Origin of the sequence: Anaerovirgula multivorans (assembly GCF_900188145.1) — a bacterium.
Classification (GTDB): Bacteria; Bacillota; Clostridia; order Peptostreptococcales; family Natronincolaceae; genus Anaerovirgula; species Anaerovirgula multivorans.
In genome coordinates this window covers 1-14,919 of sequence record NZ_FZOJ01000058.1, presented here as the reverse complement: position 1 = coordinate 14,919, position 14,919 = coordinate 1, and the positions used below count along the sequence as shown (strand labels likewise).

Annotated in this window: 16 protein-coding genes, 1 pseudogene and 1 other annotated feature; of the genes and pseudogenes, 15 read left to right on the top strand and 2 right to left on the bottom strand. The window is 33.6% G+C overall.

All coding sequences use genetic code 11. From position 1 onward, the window contains the following. Nucleotides 1–408: 408 nt before the first annotated feature. A complete protein-coding gene (locus CHB72_RS24685) occupies nt 409–615 on the top strand; it encodes a hypothetical protein (protein ID WP_089285529.1) in 207 nt (68 codons plus the stop codon). 146 nt (nt 616–761) lie between these two features. Here the strand turns inward: CHB72_RS24685 and CHB72_RS24680 are convergent, their stop codons facing one another. Then, nucleotides 762–2,330, bottom strand: coding sequence for an ATP-dependent metallopeptidase FtsH/Yme1/Tma family protein (locus CHB72_RS24680; protein ID WP_408606592.1), 1,569 nt, complete (start codon nt 2,328–2,330; stop codon nt 762–764). Between the two features lie 440 nt (nt 2,331–2,770). Here CHB72_RS24680 and infC point away from each other — a divergent pair, with 440 nt between their 5' ends. The 11 genes from infC (at nt 2,771) to CHB72_RS24630 (ending at nt 12,857) form a co-directional block, all read left to right on the top strand. After that, on the top strand, nt 2,771–3,316 hold the full coding sequence (gene infC, locus CHB72_RS24675) for a translation initiation factor IF-3 (RefSeq protein ID WP_089285528.1): 546 nt from the start codon (nt 2,771–2,773) through the stop codon (nt 3,314–3,316). Between the two features lie 20 nt (nt 3,317–3,336). Continuing rightward, nucleotides 3,337–3,528 (top strand): 50S ribosomal protein L35, encoded by a 192-nt coding sequence (rpmI, locus tag CHB72_RS24670; protein WP_089285527.1) that lies wholly within the window; start codon nt 3,337–3,339, stop codon nt 3,526–3,528. Between the two features lie 28 nt (nt 3,529–3,556). Continuing rightward, nucleotides 3,557–3,916, top strand: coding sequence for a 50S ribosomal protein L20 (gene rplT, locus CHB72_RS24665; RefSeq protein WP_089285526.1), 360 nt, complete (start codon nt 3,557–3,559; stop codon nt 3,914–3,916). A gap of 286 nt (nt 3,917–4,202) precedes the next feature. Further along, nucleotides 4,203–5,555: a TrkH family potassium uptake protein gene (locus CHB72_RS24660; RefSeq protein WP_207652646.1), complete on the top strand. Its 1,353-nt coding sequence runs from the start codon at nt 4,203–4,205 to the stop codon at nt 5,553–5,555. Between the two features lie 12 nt (nt 5,556–5,567). Then, entirely contained in the window at nt 5,568–6,212 is a 645-nt protein-coding gene (locus CHB72_RS24655; RefSeq protein WP_089285525.1) for a potassium channel family protein, read from the top strand. A 16-nt stretch (nt 6,213–6,228) separates the two neighbouring features. Further along, the gene (locus tag CHB72_RS24650; protein ID WP_242975267.1) at nt 6,229–7,038 is read left to right on the top strand and encodes a TrmH family RNA methyltransferase; all 810 of its coding nucleotides are present in this window, start codon (nt 6,229–6,231) and stop codon (nt 7,036–7,038) included. A 222-nt stretch (nt 7,039–7,260) separates the two neighbouring features. Further along, nucleotides 7,261–7,478 (top strand) — a binding site (T-box leader). Between the two features lie 59 nt (nt 7,479–7,537). Further along, nucleotides 7,538–8,557, top strand: coding sequence for a phenylalanine--tRNA ligase subunit alpha (gene pheS, locus CHB72_RS24645; RefSeq protein ID WP_089285523.1), 1,020 nt, complete (start codon nt 7,538–7,540; stop codon nt 8,555–8,557). Nucleotides 8,558–8,602: 45 nt separating this feature from the next. Beyond that, entirely contained in the window at nt 8,603–10,996 is a 2,394-nt protein-coding gene (gene pheT / locus CHB72_RS24640) for a phenylalanine--tRNA ligase subunit beta (protein ID WP_089285522.1), read from the top strand. Between the two features lie 171 nt (nt 10,997–11,167). After that, nucleotides 11,168–11,707, top strand: a complete 540-nt coding sequence (zapA, locus tag CHB72_RS24635) for a cell division protein ZapA (RefSeq protein WP_089285521.1) — start codon at nt 11,168–11,170, stop codon at nt 11,705–11,707. Between the two features lie 615 nt (nt 11,708–12,322). Continuing rightward, nucleotides 12,323–12,448: a type II toxin-antitoxin system HicA family toxin gene (locus CHB72_RS26100; protein WP_141131594.1), complete on the top strand. Its 126-nt coding sequence runs from the start codon at nt 12,323–12,325 to the stop codon at nt 12,446–12,448. A gap of 16 nt (nt 12,449–12,464) precedes the next feature. Beyond that, entirely contained in the window at nt 12,465–12,857 is a 393-nt protein-coding gene (locus tag CHB72_RS24630; protein ID WP_089285520.1) for a type II toxin-antitoxin system HicB family antitoxin, read from the top strand. Between the two features lie 34 nt (nt 12,858–12,891). On the opposite strand, the gene CHB72_RS24625 is transcribed toward CHB72_RS24630, so the two are convergent. Beyond that, on the bottom strand, nt 12,892–13,140 hold the full coding sequence (locus CHB72_RS24625; protein WP_141131592.1) for a helix-turn-helix domain-containing protein: 249 nt from the start codon (nt 13,138–13,140) through the stop codon (nt 12,892–12,894). A gap of 195 nt (nt 13,141–13,335) precedes the next feature. Here CHB72_RS24625 and CHB72_RS24620 point away from each other — a divergent pair, with 195 nt between their 5' ends. The 3 genes and pseudogenes from CHB72_RS24620 to CHB72_RS27615 form a co-directional block, all read left to right on the top strand. Next, a complete protein-coding gene (locus CHB72_RS24620; RefSeq protein WP_089285518.1) occupies nt 13,336–13,527 on the top strand; it encodes a hypothetical protein in 192 nt (63 codons plus the stop codon). A gap of 23 nt (nt 13,528–13,550) precedes the next feature. After that, on the top strand, nt 13,551–13,712 hold the full coding sequence (locus tag CHB72_RS26935; protein ID WP_176431611.1) for a hypothetical protein: 162 nt from the start codon (nt 13,551–13,553) through the stop codon (nt 13,710–13,712). 451 nt (nt 13,713–14,163) lie between these two features. Then, nucleotides 14,164–14,499 (top strand): annotated as a pseudogene (locus tag CHB72_RS27615) (transposase); the annotation flags it as partial. Between the last annotated feature and the right edge of the window lie 420 nt (nt 14,500–14,919).

Sequence of the window (14,919 nt, the reverse complement as noted above, 5' to 3'; positions counted from 1 at the left end):
TATTTAACTGATTTCTATCATCACCTTTTATATATCTTGACATGTAAAGAACCTCTCTTTTTTACTTTAATTATATCATAAAATCATTGAAATTTAAATGATTAGAGGCGTTTTTTTATATGTTTTTGTGGTTGGTTTTTACGCAACCTGACGGTTTCTACTGGTTAAGACCTTTCTAAATTTATTATAGCAAGAATTTGGAAAAAGTGAATTAGTATATATTATATAATTTTACGAGGAATCAGTGGAGAAATATATTGAAAAGATTAAGATAAGGATTCGATGAATATAGAACGACAGCAGAAAACTTCATATGAAGGTTCTAAGTGCAAAGAATAGGTTGGAAACTGAAGATATTCCTTCGGGCTACTCAACTGAATAGTAAATCTTCTCAAAGGAGGCTAAATTTTGAAATATATCTATTGTATTTTATTAGGAATTTTATGTGGTTTTATGTCTTTTCTATTTGCTATCTATACCCCTATATATATTAGTTTAGGAAATGGATATTACGCAGGTATAATGATCTTAATATCTATTCTAATTGGGGTAATTATAACCTGTACACTGATAGTTGTAAATTTACTAAAAGAAATGGAAAAGTTGAAAATATGACACTACATAAAATCTAGAGATAAGGGAGAGCTTGGAATCGTGAAGATAGCTGACTTTATAAAAAACACTGTTGAAGAAGTTAAAAGAGAAATTATATAAGTGGTAATAAAAAACCAGGCTGTCTAGTTAGACAACCTGGTTTGATGCTATACTGCCTCTAATTCTTTTTTTGATTCCTTTGCTTTCTCCATAAAATCCTTCAGCAATTCATTTAATTCATCACCATTTAATGTTTCGCGCTCCATTAAGGCAGCTGATATTTTTTCTAATTCATTTTTATAGGTTTTTAGATGTTCTAAGGTTGTATTGTAGCATTCATCAATGATTTTATTCATTTCTTTGTTGATTTGTCGACCTAATACCTGCATCATTGTAGGATTATTCGACATATATCCAAGATCACTCATGCCGTACTCACAAACCATCTGCATTGCAATTTCGGTTACTTTTTTCAAGTCATCTTTTGCTCCGGTAGATAAGTGACCGAAAATAATTTCCTCAGCAGCTCTACCTCCCAGCATGACCATAATTTTACTACAAAGCTCTTCCTTTGTCATAATATATCTATCATCTTGAGGCATATGTAGCACATAGCCTAATGCCTGCCCTCTAGGAATAATAGATACTTTTTGAACCATATCGGTACTTAGTATTTTTCCTATCAAGGCGTGACCAGACTCGTGATAGGCAACAATTTGTTTTTCTTTTAGTAAAACTGTAGGATTTTTAATCTGTAAGCCAGCGATTACTCTTTCTATGGCTTGTTCAAAATGCTTTATAGAAATTGTAGTTTGATTTTCTCTAACTGCAATAATCGCAGCTTCATTAGCAATATTAGACAAATGAGCACCGCTCATGCCATGGGTTTTTTTAGCTAAATCAGCGATCTTGATATCTGTATCTAAGGGTTTATTTTTAGTATGCACCTTCAATATTTCTTCTCTAGCCTTTACGTTTGGGTTGCCTATAAACATATGTCTATCAAAACGTCCAGGTCTAAGCAACGCTTCATCCAATAAGTCTAAACGATTAGTGGCTCCAATTACGACAACCGTTTGATCTGTATTAAAGCCATCCAATTCTATTAAAAGCTGATTGAGGGTTTGATCCTTTTCATTGTTACTGTCTAAATGTCTTTTTGCACCAATAGCATCAATTTCATCAATGAATATAACACTAGGAGCTTCTTTTTTTGCCTTTTCAAAAAGAGTACGTACTCTTTTTGCGCCAACACCAACATATTTTTCTACAAATTCAGAACCACTGGCGGTAAAAAAAGAAGACTTTGTTTCACCAGCTACAGCAGATGCTAATAAAGTTTTTCCCGTTCCGGGAGGTCCATAAAATAAAATTCCCTTAGGAATTTTAGCGCCCATTTTTTGGTATTTTTCTACTTCGTTGATAAAATCAATGACTTCAATCAATTCTTCTTTCACTTCTTCTAGACCTGCTACATCTTCAAAGGTTACTTTTGGCTTAGTAAAGAACTCATTGTTATTTTGATCATTCTCTTTTTTTTCATTATTAATCGTTGCATGTGCATATTGAAATGGTTTATCCAATTTAATATAATAGATGAAAAAGAAAGCAGTTATGCCTATAAGCAATAAGCGATCTTTATTAACAAAACTATTATTTGTTTCATCTCCTGAAAATAATGAAAGGCTAGAGATGATTGTTATACTAAGGAAAATCAAGAAAAACATTAACACCATTTTTTTCTTCACTGAATCACCACCTTATACTGTCTTTAAAAATAGCATACCCAAAACTGCAAATAAAATGATAGACAAAGAGAAGAAAAGCAAAGGAAAAAAATTGTATTTTTTTCATATATGAGCAAATACTAAACACGCATTACCATAAAGATAAAAAATATTTATGAAATACTTGACAAAAGTTTAATAGACTGATATCATATTGTAGAAAACAAAGTAGAAGATTCCGCTTCTCACCTTGCAGCAAAAGTTGGTAAGGTTAATAACAGACACAAGAGATTTACTAAGGTAAATGTTATGTTATTGAACTAGAAGCGGATAGTATTGACTATTCGCTTTTTTTATTGAGTTGAAATTGTAAATTTTTCTAACGAATTATAATTTCTGCAATATGCTTAAATTCAAGCAAGCGTTGGGATCTTTGAAAGTATAATTTTATAAAATTATTTAGGAGGTGTCAAATTATTAGAGATATTAATGAACTTCAGATCAATGAAGAAATAAGGGATAAGGAAGTTAGGCTAATTGATTCTAATGGGGACCAAATGGGTGTCGTGCCAGTTAAGGAAGCGCAAAAACTGGCAAACAGCAAAAATTTGGATTTAGTTAAGATTGCTCCACAGGCTAAACCCCCGGTTTGCAAAATCATGGATTATGGAAAACATAAGTATGAGCTGGCTAAAAAGGAAAAGGAAGCCAAAAAGAATCAAAAAGTTGTTACGGTTAAAGAGGTTAGACTTAGCCCAAATATTGAAAAGCATGATTTACAGGTTAAAGTAAATCAGGCTACAAAATTCTTGAAAAGCGGCGATAAAGTTAAAGTTACTTTGCGCTTTAGAGGAAGAGAGCTTAGCAATATAAGCATAGGTAAAAAAGTTATTGATGAATTCAAGGATATGGTGGCAGAAATTAGCCAAATTGAAAAAGAAGCAAAACTTGAAGGGAAACAAATGATCATGGTTTTGACTCCCAAGAACTCATAGATTAGAAGGAGGAAACGACAATGCCAAAAATGAAAAGTCATAGAGGTGCTTCAAAGAGATTTAAGAAAACGAAAACAGGAAAAATCAAAAGAGCGAAAGCTTATAAAAGTCATATATTAACTAAAAAATCTGCTAAGAGAAAAAGAAATCTTAGAAAAGCTACACTAGTATTCAAAGGTGAAGCTAAAAAATTAGCACAAATTTTAGCATAGTAGATATCGTAAAAGGAGGTTGTAAACAATGGCTAGAGTAAAAAAGGCGGTTAATGCCAAGAAAAAACATAGAAAAATACTTAAGCTGGCAAAAGGCTTTAGAGGAGCAAGAAGTAAATTATTTAAACCTGCAAATCAATTTGTAATGAAGGCTTTAAAACATGCTTATGTAGGCAGAAAGCTTAGAAAAAGAGATTTTAGAAAATTATGGATTACAAGAATAAATGCTGGAGCAAGAGCCAATGGTTTATCCTATTCTAGATTTATGAATGGATTAAAAACAGCAGGAATTGAAATGAATAGAAAAGTACTAGCTGAAATGGCTATTTATGATAAAGAAGGCTTCGCTCAATTAGTAAATGTTGCAAAAGAAAAATTAAATGCTTAAGCAGATGATCATAAGATAACTAAAAATAACTGACACGAAATCTATGATTTTGTGTCAGTTGCTTTTATAGAGTATAATATATGATCTGCAGCTGGTTGCTTATACAGAGTAAAACAAATAGAGTCCTTTAAATAGGACTCTTTAAATTATTTGGCTATTCTTTAGGCATAGTTTTATATTAGTATCACAATAATAAATCTAGACGCATAGTTATGGTGGAATTATTTTGAAAATAATAATATAATAAATATGTCTCACGATTATTTATAGTAGGCGGTGTTTCACAATGAAGGATAAAATGATGCAATTAGATTTAGCACCAACACAAATATTGGTAATGGGCTTTGCCATCGTTATTTTAATAGGAGCCATCCTGTTGAACCTGCCAATAGCTTCTCAGGATGGGCAAAGTGTTGGATTTATCAATGCTTTATTTACATCTACTTCTGCAGTATGTGTTACTGGACTAGTAGTCGTTGATACTGGAACCTATTGGACTACCTTTGGGAAGACAGTGATTTTAATATTGATTCAGGTGGGCGGTTTAGGTTTTATGACGATGGCCACTATGTTTTTTGTACTTTTAGGAAAAAAAATTTCCTTAAAAGAAAGATTAGTTATGCAGGAGGCTCTTAATCAATACTCTTTAGCAGGAATTGTGAGATTCACTAAATATATTTTGGTAGGAACCTTCATTATAGAGGGTATAGGAGCTTTCTTTTTGTCTTTTCGATTTGTTCCAGAGTATGGGTGGATAAAAGGTATATCCTATGGAATATTTCATGCTATTTCTGCCTTTTGCAATGCGGGCTTTGATCTAATCGGAGGTGGAAGAAGCTTGACCCCTTATGTTGCTGATCCCATCGTAAATTTTACTATTTGGACGCTGGTAATTGTTGGGGGGATAGGATTCTCGGTAATAGTTGACATAAATAATAATCATAGTGCACTGAAACGGCTTTCATTACATACTAAAATGGTACTATTTATAACAGCATTATTATTAGCTATAGGCTTTGGTGGATTTTTGCTATTGGAATGGAATAATTCTGCAACATTAGGTGAGTTGAGCATCGGTGGTAAATTTATGGCAGGATTTTTTCAAGCGATGACTCCTAGAACCGCAGGGTTCAATACGATTCCATTAGATGAAATGACCAATGCATCAAAGATGTTAACAATGGTGCTTATGTACATTGGAGGTTCTCCTGCTTCTACGGCTGGAGGGATCAAGACAGCTACATTGGGTGTTATTCTTTTTACTGTATTTTCTGTAATACGAGGTAAAGAGGATACGGAGTTGTTCAATAGAAGAGTTTCTAGAGATATAGTAAATCGTGCATTGACGGTAGCAGTAATCGGGTTAACTTTAATTATGATGATAACAATGATTTTAATGATTACAGAGAGACATCTTGAGTTTGAAGACTTATTATTTGAAGCAATCTCTGCCTTTGGAACAGTGGGATTATCCTTAGGTATTACTTCTGAGTTAAGTAACATCGGGAGATTAGTTATTGTTTTTATGATGTTTGCAGGGAGAGTAGGGCCTTTGACGATTGCTTTTGCCTTAGCAAGACGGCAAAAGAAAAATAAAGGAATAATAAAATATCCAGAAGGTAAAATATTGGTAGGTTAGGAAGGTGAAAAAATGAAACAGTATGTTGTTATTGGTTGTGGGCGTTTTGGCAGGAGTGTAGCTGAAAATCTTTACAAACTAGGACATGATGTTTTAGCAATAGATGGACATGAAGAAACAATACAAAACATTTCAGAAAGAGTTACCCATGCAGTGCAGGCAGATGCCACAGATGAACATGCATTGCGTTCTCTAGGTCTTAGAAACTTTGATGTAGCTGTGATCACGATAGGTTCTGACATACAATCCTCTATTATGGCCACCTTAATTGTGAAGGAGTTAGGCGTAAAATATGTAGTAGCAAAGGCACAAAGTGAGATGCATGCTAAGGTGTTATATAAAATTGGAGCAGATCGAGTTGTTTTTCCTGAAAGAGATATGGGAATGAGGGTTGCTCATAATTTAGTTTCTACTAATATTTTAGATTATATAGAGTTAGCACCTGATTATAGCATTATGGAAATTACTGCTTTAGATGAATGGCATGAAAAAACGCTATTAGATCTAAATATTCGTTCAAGGTACGGCATTAATATTATGGCAATTAAGCATGGAAGCAACATCAATGTTTCACCAACCGCTGAGGATATTGTTCATAGAGGGGATGTTTTAGTAGTTGTTGGAAACAATAACGATTTAAAAAGACTTCAAAAATAAGAAAGTATTGAGTTAGGTGAAGATTTTGGATAAAGAGATCATAACGAGTCAGCAAAATAAAATAATAAAACATACCAAAGGATTGCAGTTAAAGAAAAACAGAAGAATCTATAAGCAATTTATTATAGAAGGCATCCGTATTATTGAAGAATGTCTTTTGCATCAATTGTCAATAGAATATATTATCTATTCTGAAGAACTGATGAAGCTTCAAGGTGGAAATCTGTTGTTAGAAAATGCTATGAAAACCTACAGGTGTTATCAAGTATCCCATGATATCTTTCTGAAATTGTCTGATACAGATAATCCTCAGGGAATTTTAGCTATTGTAAATATGAAGAATAGGGATTTAGAGTCCATTTCTATAGGAGAAGATGCTTTTTGGGTTGTACTAGATAGAATACAAGATCCTGGCAATATGGGAACCATAATACGTACTGCTGAGGCTGCTGGTGCAGATGCAGTGGTTTTAACAAAAGGATGTGTAGATCCCTATAATAGTAAAACCGTGAGGGCTACTATGGGGGGATTACTTCATATACCTATTATCGAAACAAAGGATAATGAAGAGTGGATAAAGCCTTTGAAAAATAATAATGTGAAACTAATTGCAAGTGATTTAGATACCAAGGAAACCTATTTAGATATTGACTATAAAGGAAATATTGCTATTATCATCGGGAATGAAGCTAATGGAATAGATAAGGAGTTGCTACAGCAGGTGGATGTTTCTGTTAAAATACCAATACTAGGCAAGATTGAATCCTTAAATGCATCTATTGCAGCAGCGATTCTAATCTATAAAGCTATAGAACATAAAGCCTAAGCGAATCTTTAGAAATTTCAAAAAATTTACAGATAATTAAATCAATTCCCTTGTTTCTACTTCTAACCTATGCTATAATATATCTACGAGAATGGCTTAGGGGAAGGAAGTGTGGTTCGGTGAAGATGGCAGACGCATTTTGGAGAATATTTGAACGAACTGGCTCCATTACAGCCTATATTATGTATAAAAAATTGATTATAAATCAAGAAATATTTAATGGTAATAGCTAAGAAAGAGAAAAGTAAGCTATAGACTATTTTACAGAGAGAAGTTGCCATAGGCTGGAAGCACTTCAGATAAGTATAGCAGAAGTTCGCTCTGGAGCTATAAAGCTGAAAAAGTAGTAGGCTTTATCGGAAAGACACCGTTATTGTCTTTGAGAGGCGTTAGAGATACGCTATTAGGGTGGTACCGCGGAGTAAACCTTCGTCCCTTTGTGGGATGAAGGTTTTTTTTATTGCTTAGAAATTACAGTTTATTAGGAAGGAGTATGGCTATGGAAGGTAAATTAAGAGGATTACAAGAAAATGCAAAGGAAGAAATTACATCCGTTGACTCCATGGAAAATCTAGAAAAAATAAGGGTCAAGTATTTAGGTAAAAAAGGAGAATTGACTGAAGTATTGAGGGGGATGGGCAGTTTGTCTCCTGAGGAAAGACCAAAAATAGGGAAAGTAGCCAACGAAGTAAGAGAGATGGTGGAATCTTTACTAGAAGAAGCAAAAAAAGCTATGAAGAGCAAGGCATTAGAGCAACAGTTGGAAAAGGAAGCCATTGACATTACAATGCCTGGTAAAGATGTAAGGTTAGGGAAAAAACATCCACTAACCCAAAGCATGGATGAGTTGAAAAACATTTTTATAGGAATGGGTTTCAAAGTTGCAGAAGGACCAGAGGTAGAAACTGTGTATTATAACTTTGATGCATTAAATGCCGCTGCAAACCATCCATCTAGAGATATGTCAGATACGTTTTATATCAATAAGGATGTTATATTAAGGACACAAACCTCCCCTGTACAGGTAAGGGTTATGGAAAGAGTCAAACCTCCTATACGTATCATTTCACCTGGAAGATGCTTTAGAAATGACACCCCAGATGCTACGCACTCACCGATGTTCCATCAACTGGAGGGTTTAGTAATAGATAAAGGCATTACATTGGCGGATTTAAAAGGAACTTTAGAGGTGTTTGCAAAAGAGTTTCTAGGAAGCCATACAGAAATTAAATTTAGACCTCATTATTTCCCCTTTACTGAACCTAGTGCAGAAGTTGATGCTTCCTGTTTCAAGTGTGGCGGTGACGGGTGCAGTTTCTGTAAAGGCAGTGGTTGGATTGAATTACTAGGTGCTGGGATGGTTCACCCAAATGTTCTTAGAAATTGTGGCATTGATCCAGAAATATATAGTGGTTTTGCTTTTGGAATGGGTATAGATCGTTTAACCATGTTAAAATATGGAATTGATGATATTCGGTTATTCTTTGAAAATGATTTGCGTTTCTTAAAGCAATTTTAGTGGATGATTAGATTTAAGGTTTAGAAGAAAAAGGAGGATTCTACTATGTTAGTACCAGTAAAATGGTTGAAAAAGTACGTGGATATAGATATAGATACAAAAACATTATGTGATAAAATGACGATGTCTGGCTCCAAGGTAGAAGGGATAGAAAAAAAAGGTGTTGATATTGAAGGCGTTGTTATAGGAAAAATTGAAGATATTCAACCCCATCCTAATGCGGATAAATTAGTTATTGTTATTGTAAATATAGGTGACAAAAAGCTACAAATTGTAACTGGAGCTATGAATATCGCTGTTGGAGATTACATACCTGTAGCTTTAAATGACGCTGAATTACCCGGTGGAGTAAAGATTGTTAAAGGAGAGCTCCGTGGAGAAATCTCAGACGGAATGTTAATTTCTCAAGATGAGTTAGCCATAGCTAAATCTGTTATTCCTGAGAGTATGAAGGATGGCATTTGGATATTAGGAGAAGACTACCCTCTAGGAAAAAACCTATTAGAAGTAGTTGAACTGGAGGACGAAGTTATAGAATTTGAAATTACTTCTAACAGACCTGATTGTCTAAGTATGATAGGTATAGCGAGAGAAGTTGCAGCTACCATTGGGACGACATTAAAATATCCCCGTGTAGAGGTAAAGGAAATAGATGAAAAGACCAGTGATTCAGCAAGAGTGATCATAGAAGATGAAGCGGGCTGTCAAAGATATGTTGCGAGAGTAATCAAAGATGTGACGATTAAGCCATCACCAGATTGGATGCAGCAGAGATTAGCTAAAGCAGGTATTAGACCTATTAGTAATATCGTAGATATAACAAACTATGTTATGTTAGAATACGGGCAACCTTTACATGCCTTTGATATGGACTATGTGGAAGACAACACGATTATTGTGCGGAAGGGACAGAGAGGTAGAACCTTTAAGACATTAGATGGGGTAGTAAGAAAGCTTAAGGATTATATGACCATGATTTGTGACACCAAAAAAGAACTGGGAATTGCAGGGGTCATGGGGGGAGAGGAATCAGAGATTACATCAGAGACAAAAACGATCTTATTAGAGTCTGCTTACTTTGAGCCAGAAGGGATTCGATTGACTTCAAAGCAACTGGGGCTTAGAACAGAAGCCTCTTCACGATTCGAAAAAGGTCTGGATCCTAATATTACATCGTTAGCAGCTGATCGTGCTTGTCAACTTATTGAAGAACTGGGAGCAGGCAGGGTTTTAGAGGGTGCAGTTGATGTTTACCCTGCAAAAAAGGAAGCAGAAAAGCGAAGTATTCGACCACAACGAGTGAATGCTTTATTAGGTACTAATTTATCTAATCAGCAAATGATTAGTATATTAAAAAGCTTAGAATTAGAGACGGAAGAAAAAAATGATTGTTTAGAAATTACTATACCTACCTATCGTGTTGATTTAGATCAAGAAGCAGATTTTGTCGAGGAAATAGGTAGAATCTATGGTTATGATCAAATTCCTGCTACGATGGCAAGGGGCAATATTGTTGTTGGTGGAAAAACAAATGGGCAAATTATTGAGGATATAACAAAGGAAGCTTTAAATGCTATGGGGATCTATGAAATACTAACCTATTCCTTTGTTAGTCCTAAAAGTGCAGATAAAATTAGATTAAGCGATGAAACGATAAAAAGAAATTTCATTAAGCTGTTAAATCCACTAGGAGATGAAACTAGTGTGATGAGAACCAGTCTATTACCAAATTTATTGGAGGTTATGGCAAGGAATTATAATAGAAAAATAGAAAAATTTAGGGCTTTTGAATTGGGCAGAATTTTTATTTCAAAAATTGACGTATCTCAGAAATTACCTCATGAACCTTTGAATTTAGTAATAGGAATGTATGGAGAAGAAGATTTCTTTATGTTAAAAGGCGTAGTAAATACTTTGTTGGATCGACTAGGAATTAAGGGATATATCTACGAAGTTGAAAAACATCATTCAACCTTTCACCCGGGTAGATGCGGCAGTATTCTTTATGGAGATCATACTATAGGCACCTTAGGTGAACTTCACCCAGAGGTAACCGAAAACTATGGAATAGGAACGAAGTGTTATTGTGCAGAACTGGATTTTCAATTATTACTTCGGTTAACACGCTTAGGTAATATGTACCAGCCGCTACCGAAATATCCTTCAATCGCTAGAGATTTTGCAGTAGTAGTAAAGGATCATATTTTAGTAAAAGAAATAGAGAATATCATTGTAGCTAATGGTGAAGATATTTTAGAAAGCTATAAACTTTTCGATGTTTATAAAGGAAATCAAATAGCTGAAGGATACAAAAGTATAGCCTATACATTAACCTATAGACATAGTAAAAGAACCTTAAAGGATGAAGAAGTAAATGTTGTTCAGGAAAGAATTTTAGAGGCTATCAAAGAGACATTAGGAGGAACATTAAGAGACTAGTAAAAATGGCACAAACTATGTAGTGGTATTACATAGTTTGTGTTTAATCTTGCATTGCTAAAAATAAAATTTATTTTATAGTAACTTTTAGGCAGGAGATTGTCTATTTATAAAGAAATCATATATAGTACTTAAACAAATTGTATTCGTCCAGTAAGGGGTTGATCTACTATGGAAAGGAAAAATAAAGTAATAATAAAAATAAATGGACAAGACTATCCCATTATAGGTACAGAGCCTAAAGACTATCTATTGAAGGTTGGTAACTTTGTTGATGAACAAATGGATCTTATTACAAGACATAACAGCAAATTAAGCATTTCTATGATTGCTGTTTTAACTTGTATAAATGTAGCTGATCAGTTGCTGAAGCTGCAGAATCAACTTGATACAATAAAGAAAGAGCATACAGACCCCTTAAATGAATTAGAACAAATTAAAACCCATTATAATTTAGTTCTAAAGGAATTAGAGGAAAAAAAGGAAAGCCTTCAGTTATTACAAAAACAGGCAGAAGAATTAATGACCTATAAGGAAAAAAATGATAGAGAAAGCATAGAATTAAAAGAAAAGCTTCAGAACAAAGAGAATGATTTAGTAAATGCAGAAGCAATCATTAATGATTTACAGAATAAACTTTTTGAGAATCAAATAAAACTAGTACAAATGCGCAAGGATTTAGAGGAATACGTAACCAATACAAAAAAGTAGATGACCCAAATCTTTGATTTGGTGTCAGTCACTTTCACAGAGTGCAACAAGAAGAAGGCAAAAAAAGCCTAATTACTTCTAATTAAAGTGAAATTTAATAAAATGAAATTTTTTTAAAAAGTAGTGATATAATATAATATATAACTACGATTTTGACTTTCTGTTTTTAATAGCTTTCAAGTCAAAACCTAACCCAAAATTTAGAAGGTCAAAACAAAAGGCACCTGTAGTGTCAGTACGAAAAATCAATTTTACACCTAAGACAATAAAAATTTCTACAATAATACAAGCCGTAAAGTGAAATAGCTTAGCATATAAGACGAAGATATAAAACCCTTCTTTTCTAAAATACTACAGCTGGGCGATTACATCCCCAGCAAATCCACTCCTACTCCGCTCTAAATGCCATCTGCCCCTGCCTTTTTGTGCGAAGCAAAACCCGCTTCACACGGGTTTTTGTTAAGACCTTTTTAAAACCTTTCAAAGGCTTTATGATTATTGAAATACCAACAAAAGAGATAGATAGAAATTATAAAAAAATATGCAAAAACCATTGACTCATACGTATTTAATGTGTATAATGACAATGTAGATAGTGTGTTAGAGGTATGGAGAATGAAGCGAAGAGACTTGATAAAAAAGCTAGAAAAGAATGGATGGTGGAAACTCCGAGAAGGTGGCAAACATGAGATATACACGAATGGAAAAGTAAATGAAACCATCTTTGTCACACCTATTTGAATGGAGGTATAATAGTATGAAAAAAGTATATCCTATTGTCCTTACACCTGCTAAAAATGGCTATGTTGTGTATGTGCCAGATATGAAAATAAATACAGAAGGTACGGATATAGCCGATGCAATCGAAATGGCAAGGGATGCCATTGGTCTTTGGGGAATAACTGAAGAAGATTGCGGAAGAAAAATCCCAGAACCGGAAACAATAGAAATAGAGAATATAAAGCATGAATCTAATGAAATTGTAACCCTAGTAGATGTGGATTTTCTAGCATATCGTAAGGCAAATGATATGCGTACGATTCGAAAAAACGTAACTATACCAAGCTGGCTAAATGAAGCAGCAGAAAAAGAGGGAGTGAATTTCTCACAAGTCTTACAGGAAGCTTTGAAAGAGCGTTTGCAAGTGTAAAAGTAAATATAAAAAACACTCGGAGTAGGAACCCCTACTCCTTTTCTTTTTGCTCTGCCGGCTGATCTAATGCAAACATAAGCACTTCTTCAATCTTGATTTCTCTCCCAACTTCATCAGATAGATAGTTACATATCTTATCAATCACTTCTAATGACACATATCCAGTGTCATTTTTAATTTTCGCTAAGGTATTGGTGCCAATGCCAAGCTCTTCCCTAATCTCCTTGTAATTCTTCTTATGGTGCCCTAGTATGGCCCTTAAGGGTGCATAACTAATCATATCTACATTTCTCCTCCTTTCAGACATGTTTCATATGTATGATTATATATCATTATTACAACAATGTCAAAAATAATTATAGAAAGCTATAACTTTTTTATAAAAATCAATCGACAAATAAGTTACAATAAACTATAATATAAGTATATAAAGTGATAATTAAATTATAAAAAAAAGAGGATGCGGTGTCAAAAAATGCAATCAAAATCAACAATAATAGATTTAGAGGTTAAACAAGTAGTAGGTGGTGACGTATACATTTACACCAAAGATCAATACGGTGGGCTGGTATATATGGGCGAAAGAATATCAGCTGCGGATTTTGTTTCAATGTTCAACTGGTACCGCTATCAAAAAGAAAACGGCAATGAAGATTTAATATTTTAAGAAAAAAAGAAAGGATGTTGAAAATGAATCTAAAATTAGATAACATGCTTCAAGTTTCAAATATAATACTAGCTTTGGAAGAAAGGCTAAAATTTGAAAGAGAAATATTAGGAGACGAAATATCAGAAAAAGCAACAATGGAAATATATAACCAATTCAAAAAAATATATATAGTTTGTAATTAATCTATTACATGGTAAAAATAACCACATCAAATTCAAACTGTTCGTAAATACTCAGTAATTCATGGGGATAATTACCTACTCTATAATTATCGGAATAGGGCATCTTACTATTATTAAGATAATTATGGAGGACAACATGGATTATTCTATGAAACTCATCAAACAACTGAATATAGATAAAATCAATTTTAATAATCCAGTTGAGACAAGAACCTTACTTGAATTCCTGTTGTGCATGGTGGAAAAACTATACAGTGAAAAAACACAACTGCAACGGGAGGTTCAAAAGTTGAAAGATTATATCAATACTCTAAAGGGAGAAAAAGGCCGTCCTGATATAAAGTCAAATACTAACAAGGAAGATCTAAAACCAGTTGCTGCAAAATCCAAAATGGAGCAGCATCCCAGAAAAAAGTGGACTAAGTCCAGTAAGCTGGATAAAATCAAAATTGATGCTAAAATATTCTTGAACTTCCTGAAAAATGTTTTAGAAATATATCCTACCGGAAAAATTGCAATGATTTTAGACAATTCTAAAATTCACCATGCTAAGTTAATTCAGCCATTCTTAGAAGAGCACAAATATAGATTAGAACTAGTTTTTTTAGCACCATATAGTCCAAATCTCAACCTAATTGAAGGCTTATGGGGATGGTTAAAATCTGACATAATAAATAATGTTTTCTATACTGATGCTAGAAAAATAAAAATAGCTGTAAGAAAGTTTATAAGGTCTATCAATCAAAATCTGCCAACAATTATAGACCGTCTTTGTGTTCAATTGTAAAATATTTATTTCAACTTATATATATTATTATGTCGGAAAAACCCTTTTGAAAATCATGTCGGAATTTTTGTAAAGGAATTACAGGTGGGATAATAGCATTTATCTTGGGGGAAAGTTACATAGATACTAACAAATAAACTGGATTAATTTCCAGTCTTTTTTATTTTATGGAGGATTTACGATTTTTTATGTAGAAATAGATAGAAGGTATTAAATAGAAGAGAGTAGTTCTAAATTGTTATGAGATAAGCAAATATTACCGAAATTAAGTTCGCAAATCCCACTAATATGGCATAAAATGCGAACCTAGTGTCGGTAATGCGATGTTGAACTAAACCGCTTTGCGGTGGTAAGGCAAGTGTTTATCAGAGAGGATACCCTTGATTGGAAAAAATCATTTACTCATATACTGCTTCTAAT

Coding starts and splice junctions, on each gene's coding strand:
- CHB72_RS26935 (WP_176431611.1), top strand. CDS start 13,551: ATGAATCTAAAATTAGATAACATGCTTCAAGTTTCAAATATAATACTA.
- CHB72_RS24660 (WP_207652646.1), top strand. CDS start 4,203: ATGAAGGATAAAATGATGCAATTAGATTTAGCACCAACACAAATATTG.
- CHB72_RS24625 (WP_141131592.1), bottom strand. CDS start 13,140: ATGATTAGTTATGCACCCTTAAGGGCCATACTAGGGCACCATAAGAAG.
- CHB72_RS24655 (WP_089285525.1), top strand. CDS start 5,568: ATGAAACAGTATGTTGTTATTGGTTGTGGGCGTTTTGGCAGGAGTGTA.
- CHB72_RS24630 (WP_089285520.1), top strand. CDS start 12,465: ATGAAAAAAGTATATCCTATTGTCCTTACACCTGCTAAAAATGGCTAT.
- rplT (WP_089285526.1), top strand. CDS start 3,557: ATGGCTAGAGTAAAAAAGGCGGTTAATGCCAAGAAAAAACATAGAAAA.
- CHB72_RS26100 (WP_141131594.1), top strand. CDS start 12,323: ATGAAGCGAAGAGACTTGATAAAAAAGCTAGAAAAGAATGGATGGTGG.
- pheT (WP_089285522.1), top strand. CDS start 8,603: ATGTTAGTACCAGTAAAATGGTTGAAAAAGTACGTGGATATAGATATA.
- rpmI (WP_089285527.1), top strand. CDS start 3,337: ATGCCAAAAATGAAAAGTCATAGAGGTGCTTCAAAGAGATTTAAGAAA.
- zapA (WP_089285521.1), top strand. CDS start 11,168: ATGGAAAGGAAAAATAAAGTAATAATAAAAATAAATGGACAAGACTAT.
- CHB72_RS24620 (WP_089285518.1), top strand. CDS start 13,336: ATGCAATCAAAATCAACAATAATAGATTTAGAGGTTAAACAAGTAGTA.
- pheS (WP_089285523.1), top strand. CDS start 7,538: ATGGAAGGTAAATTAAGAGGATTACAAGAAAATGCAAAGGAAGAAATT.
- CHB72_RS24680 (WP_408606592.1), bottom strand. CDS start 2,330: ATGGTGTTAATGTTTTTCTTGATTTTCCTTAGTATAACAATCATCTCT.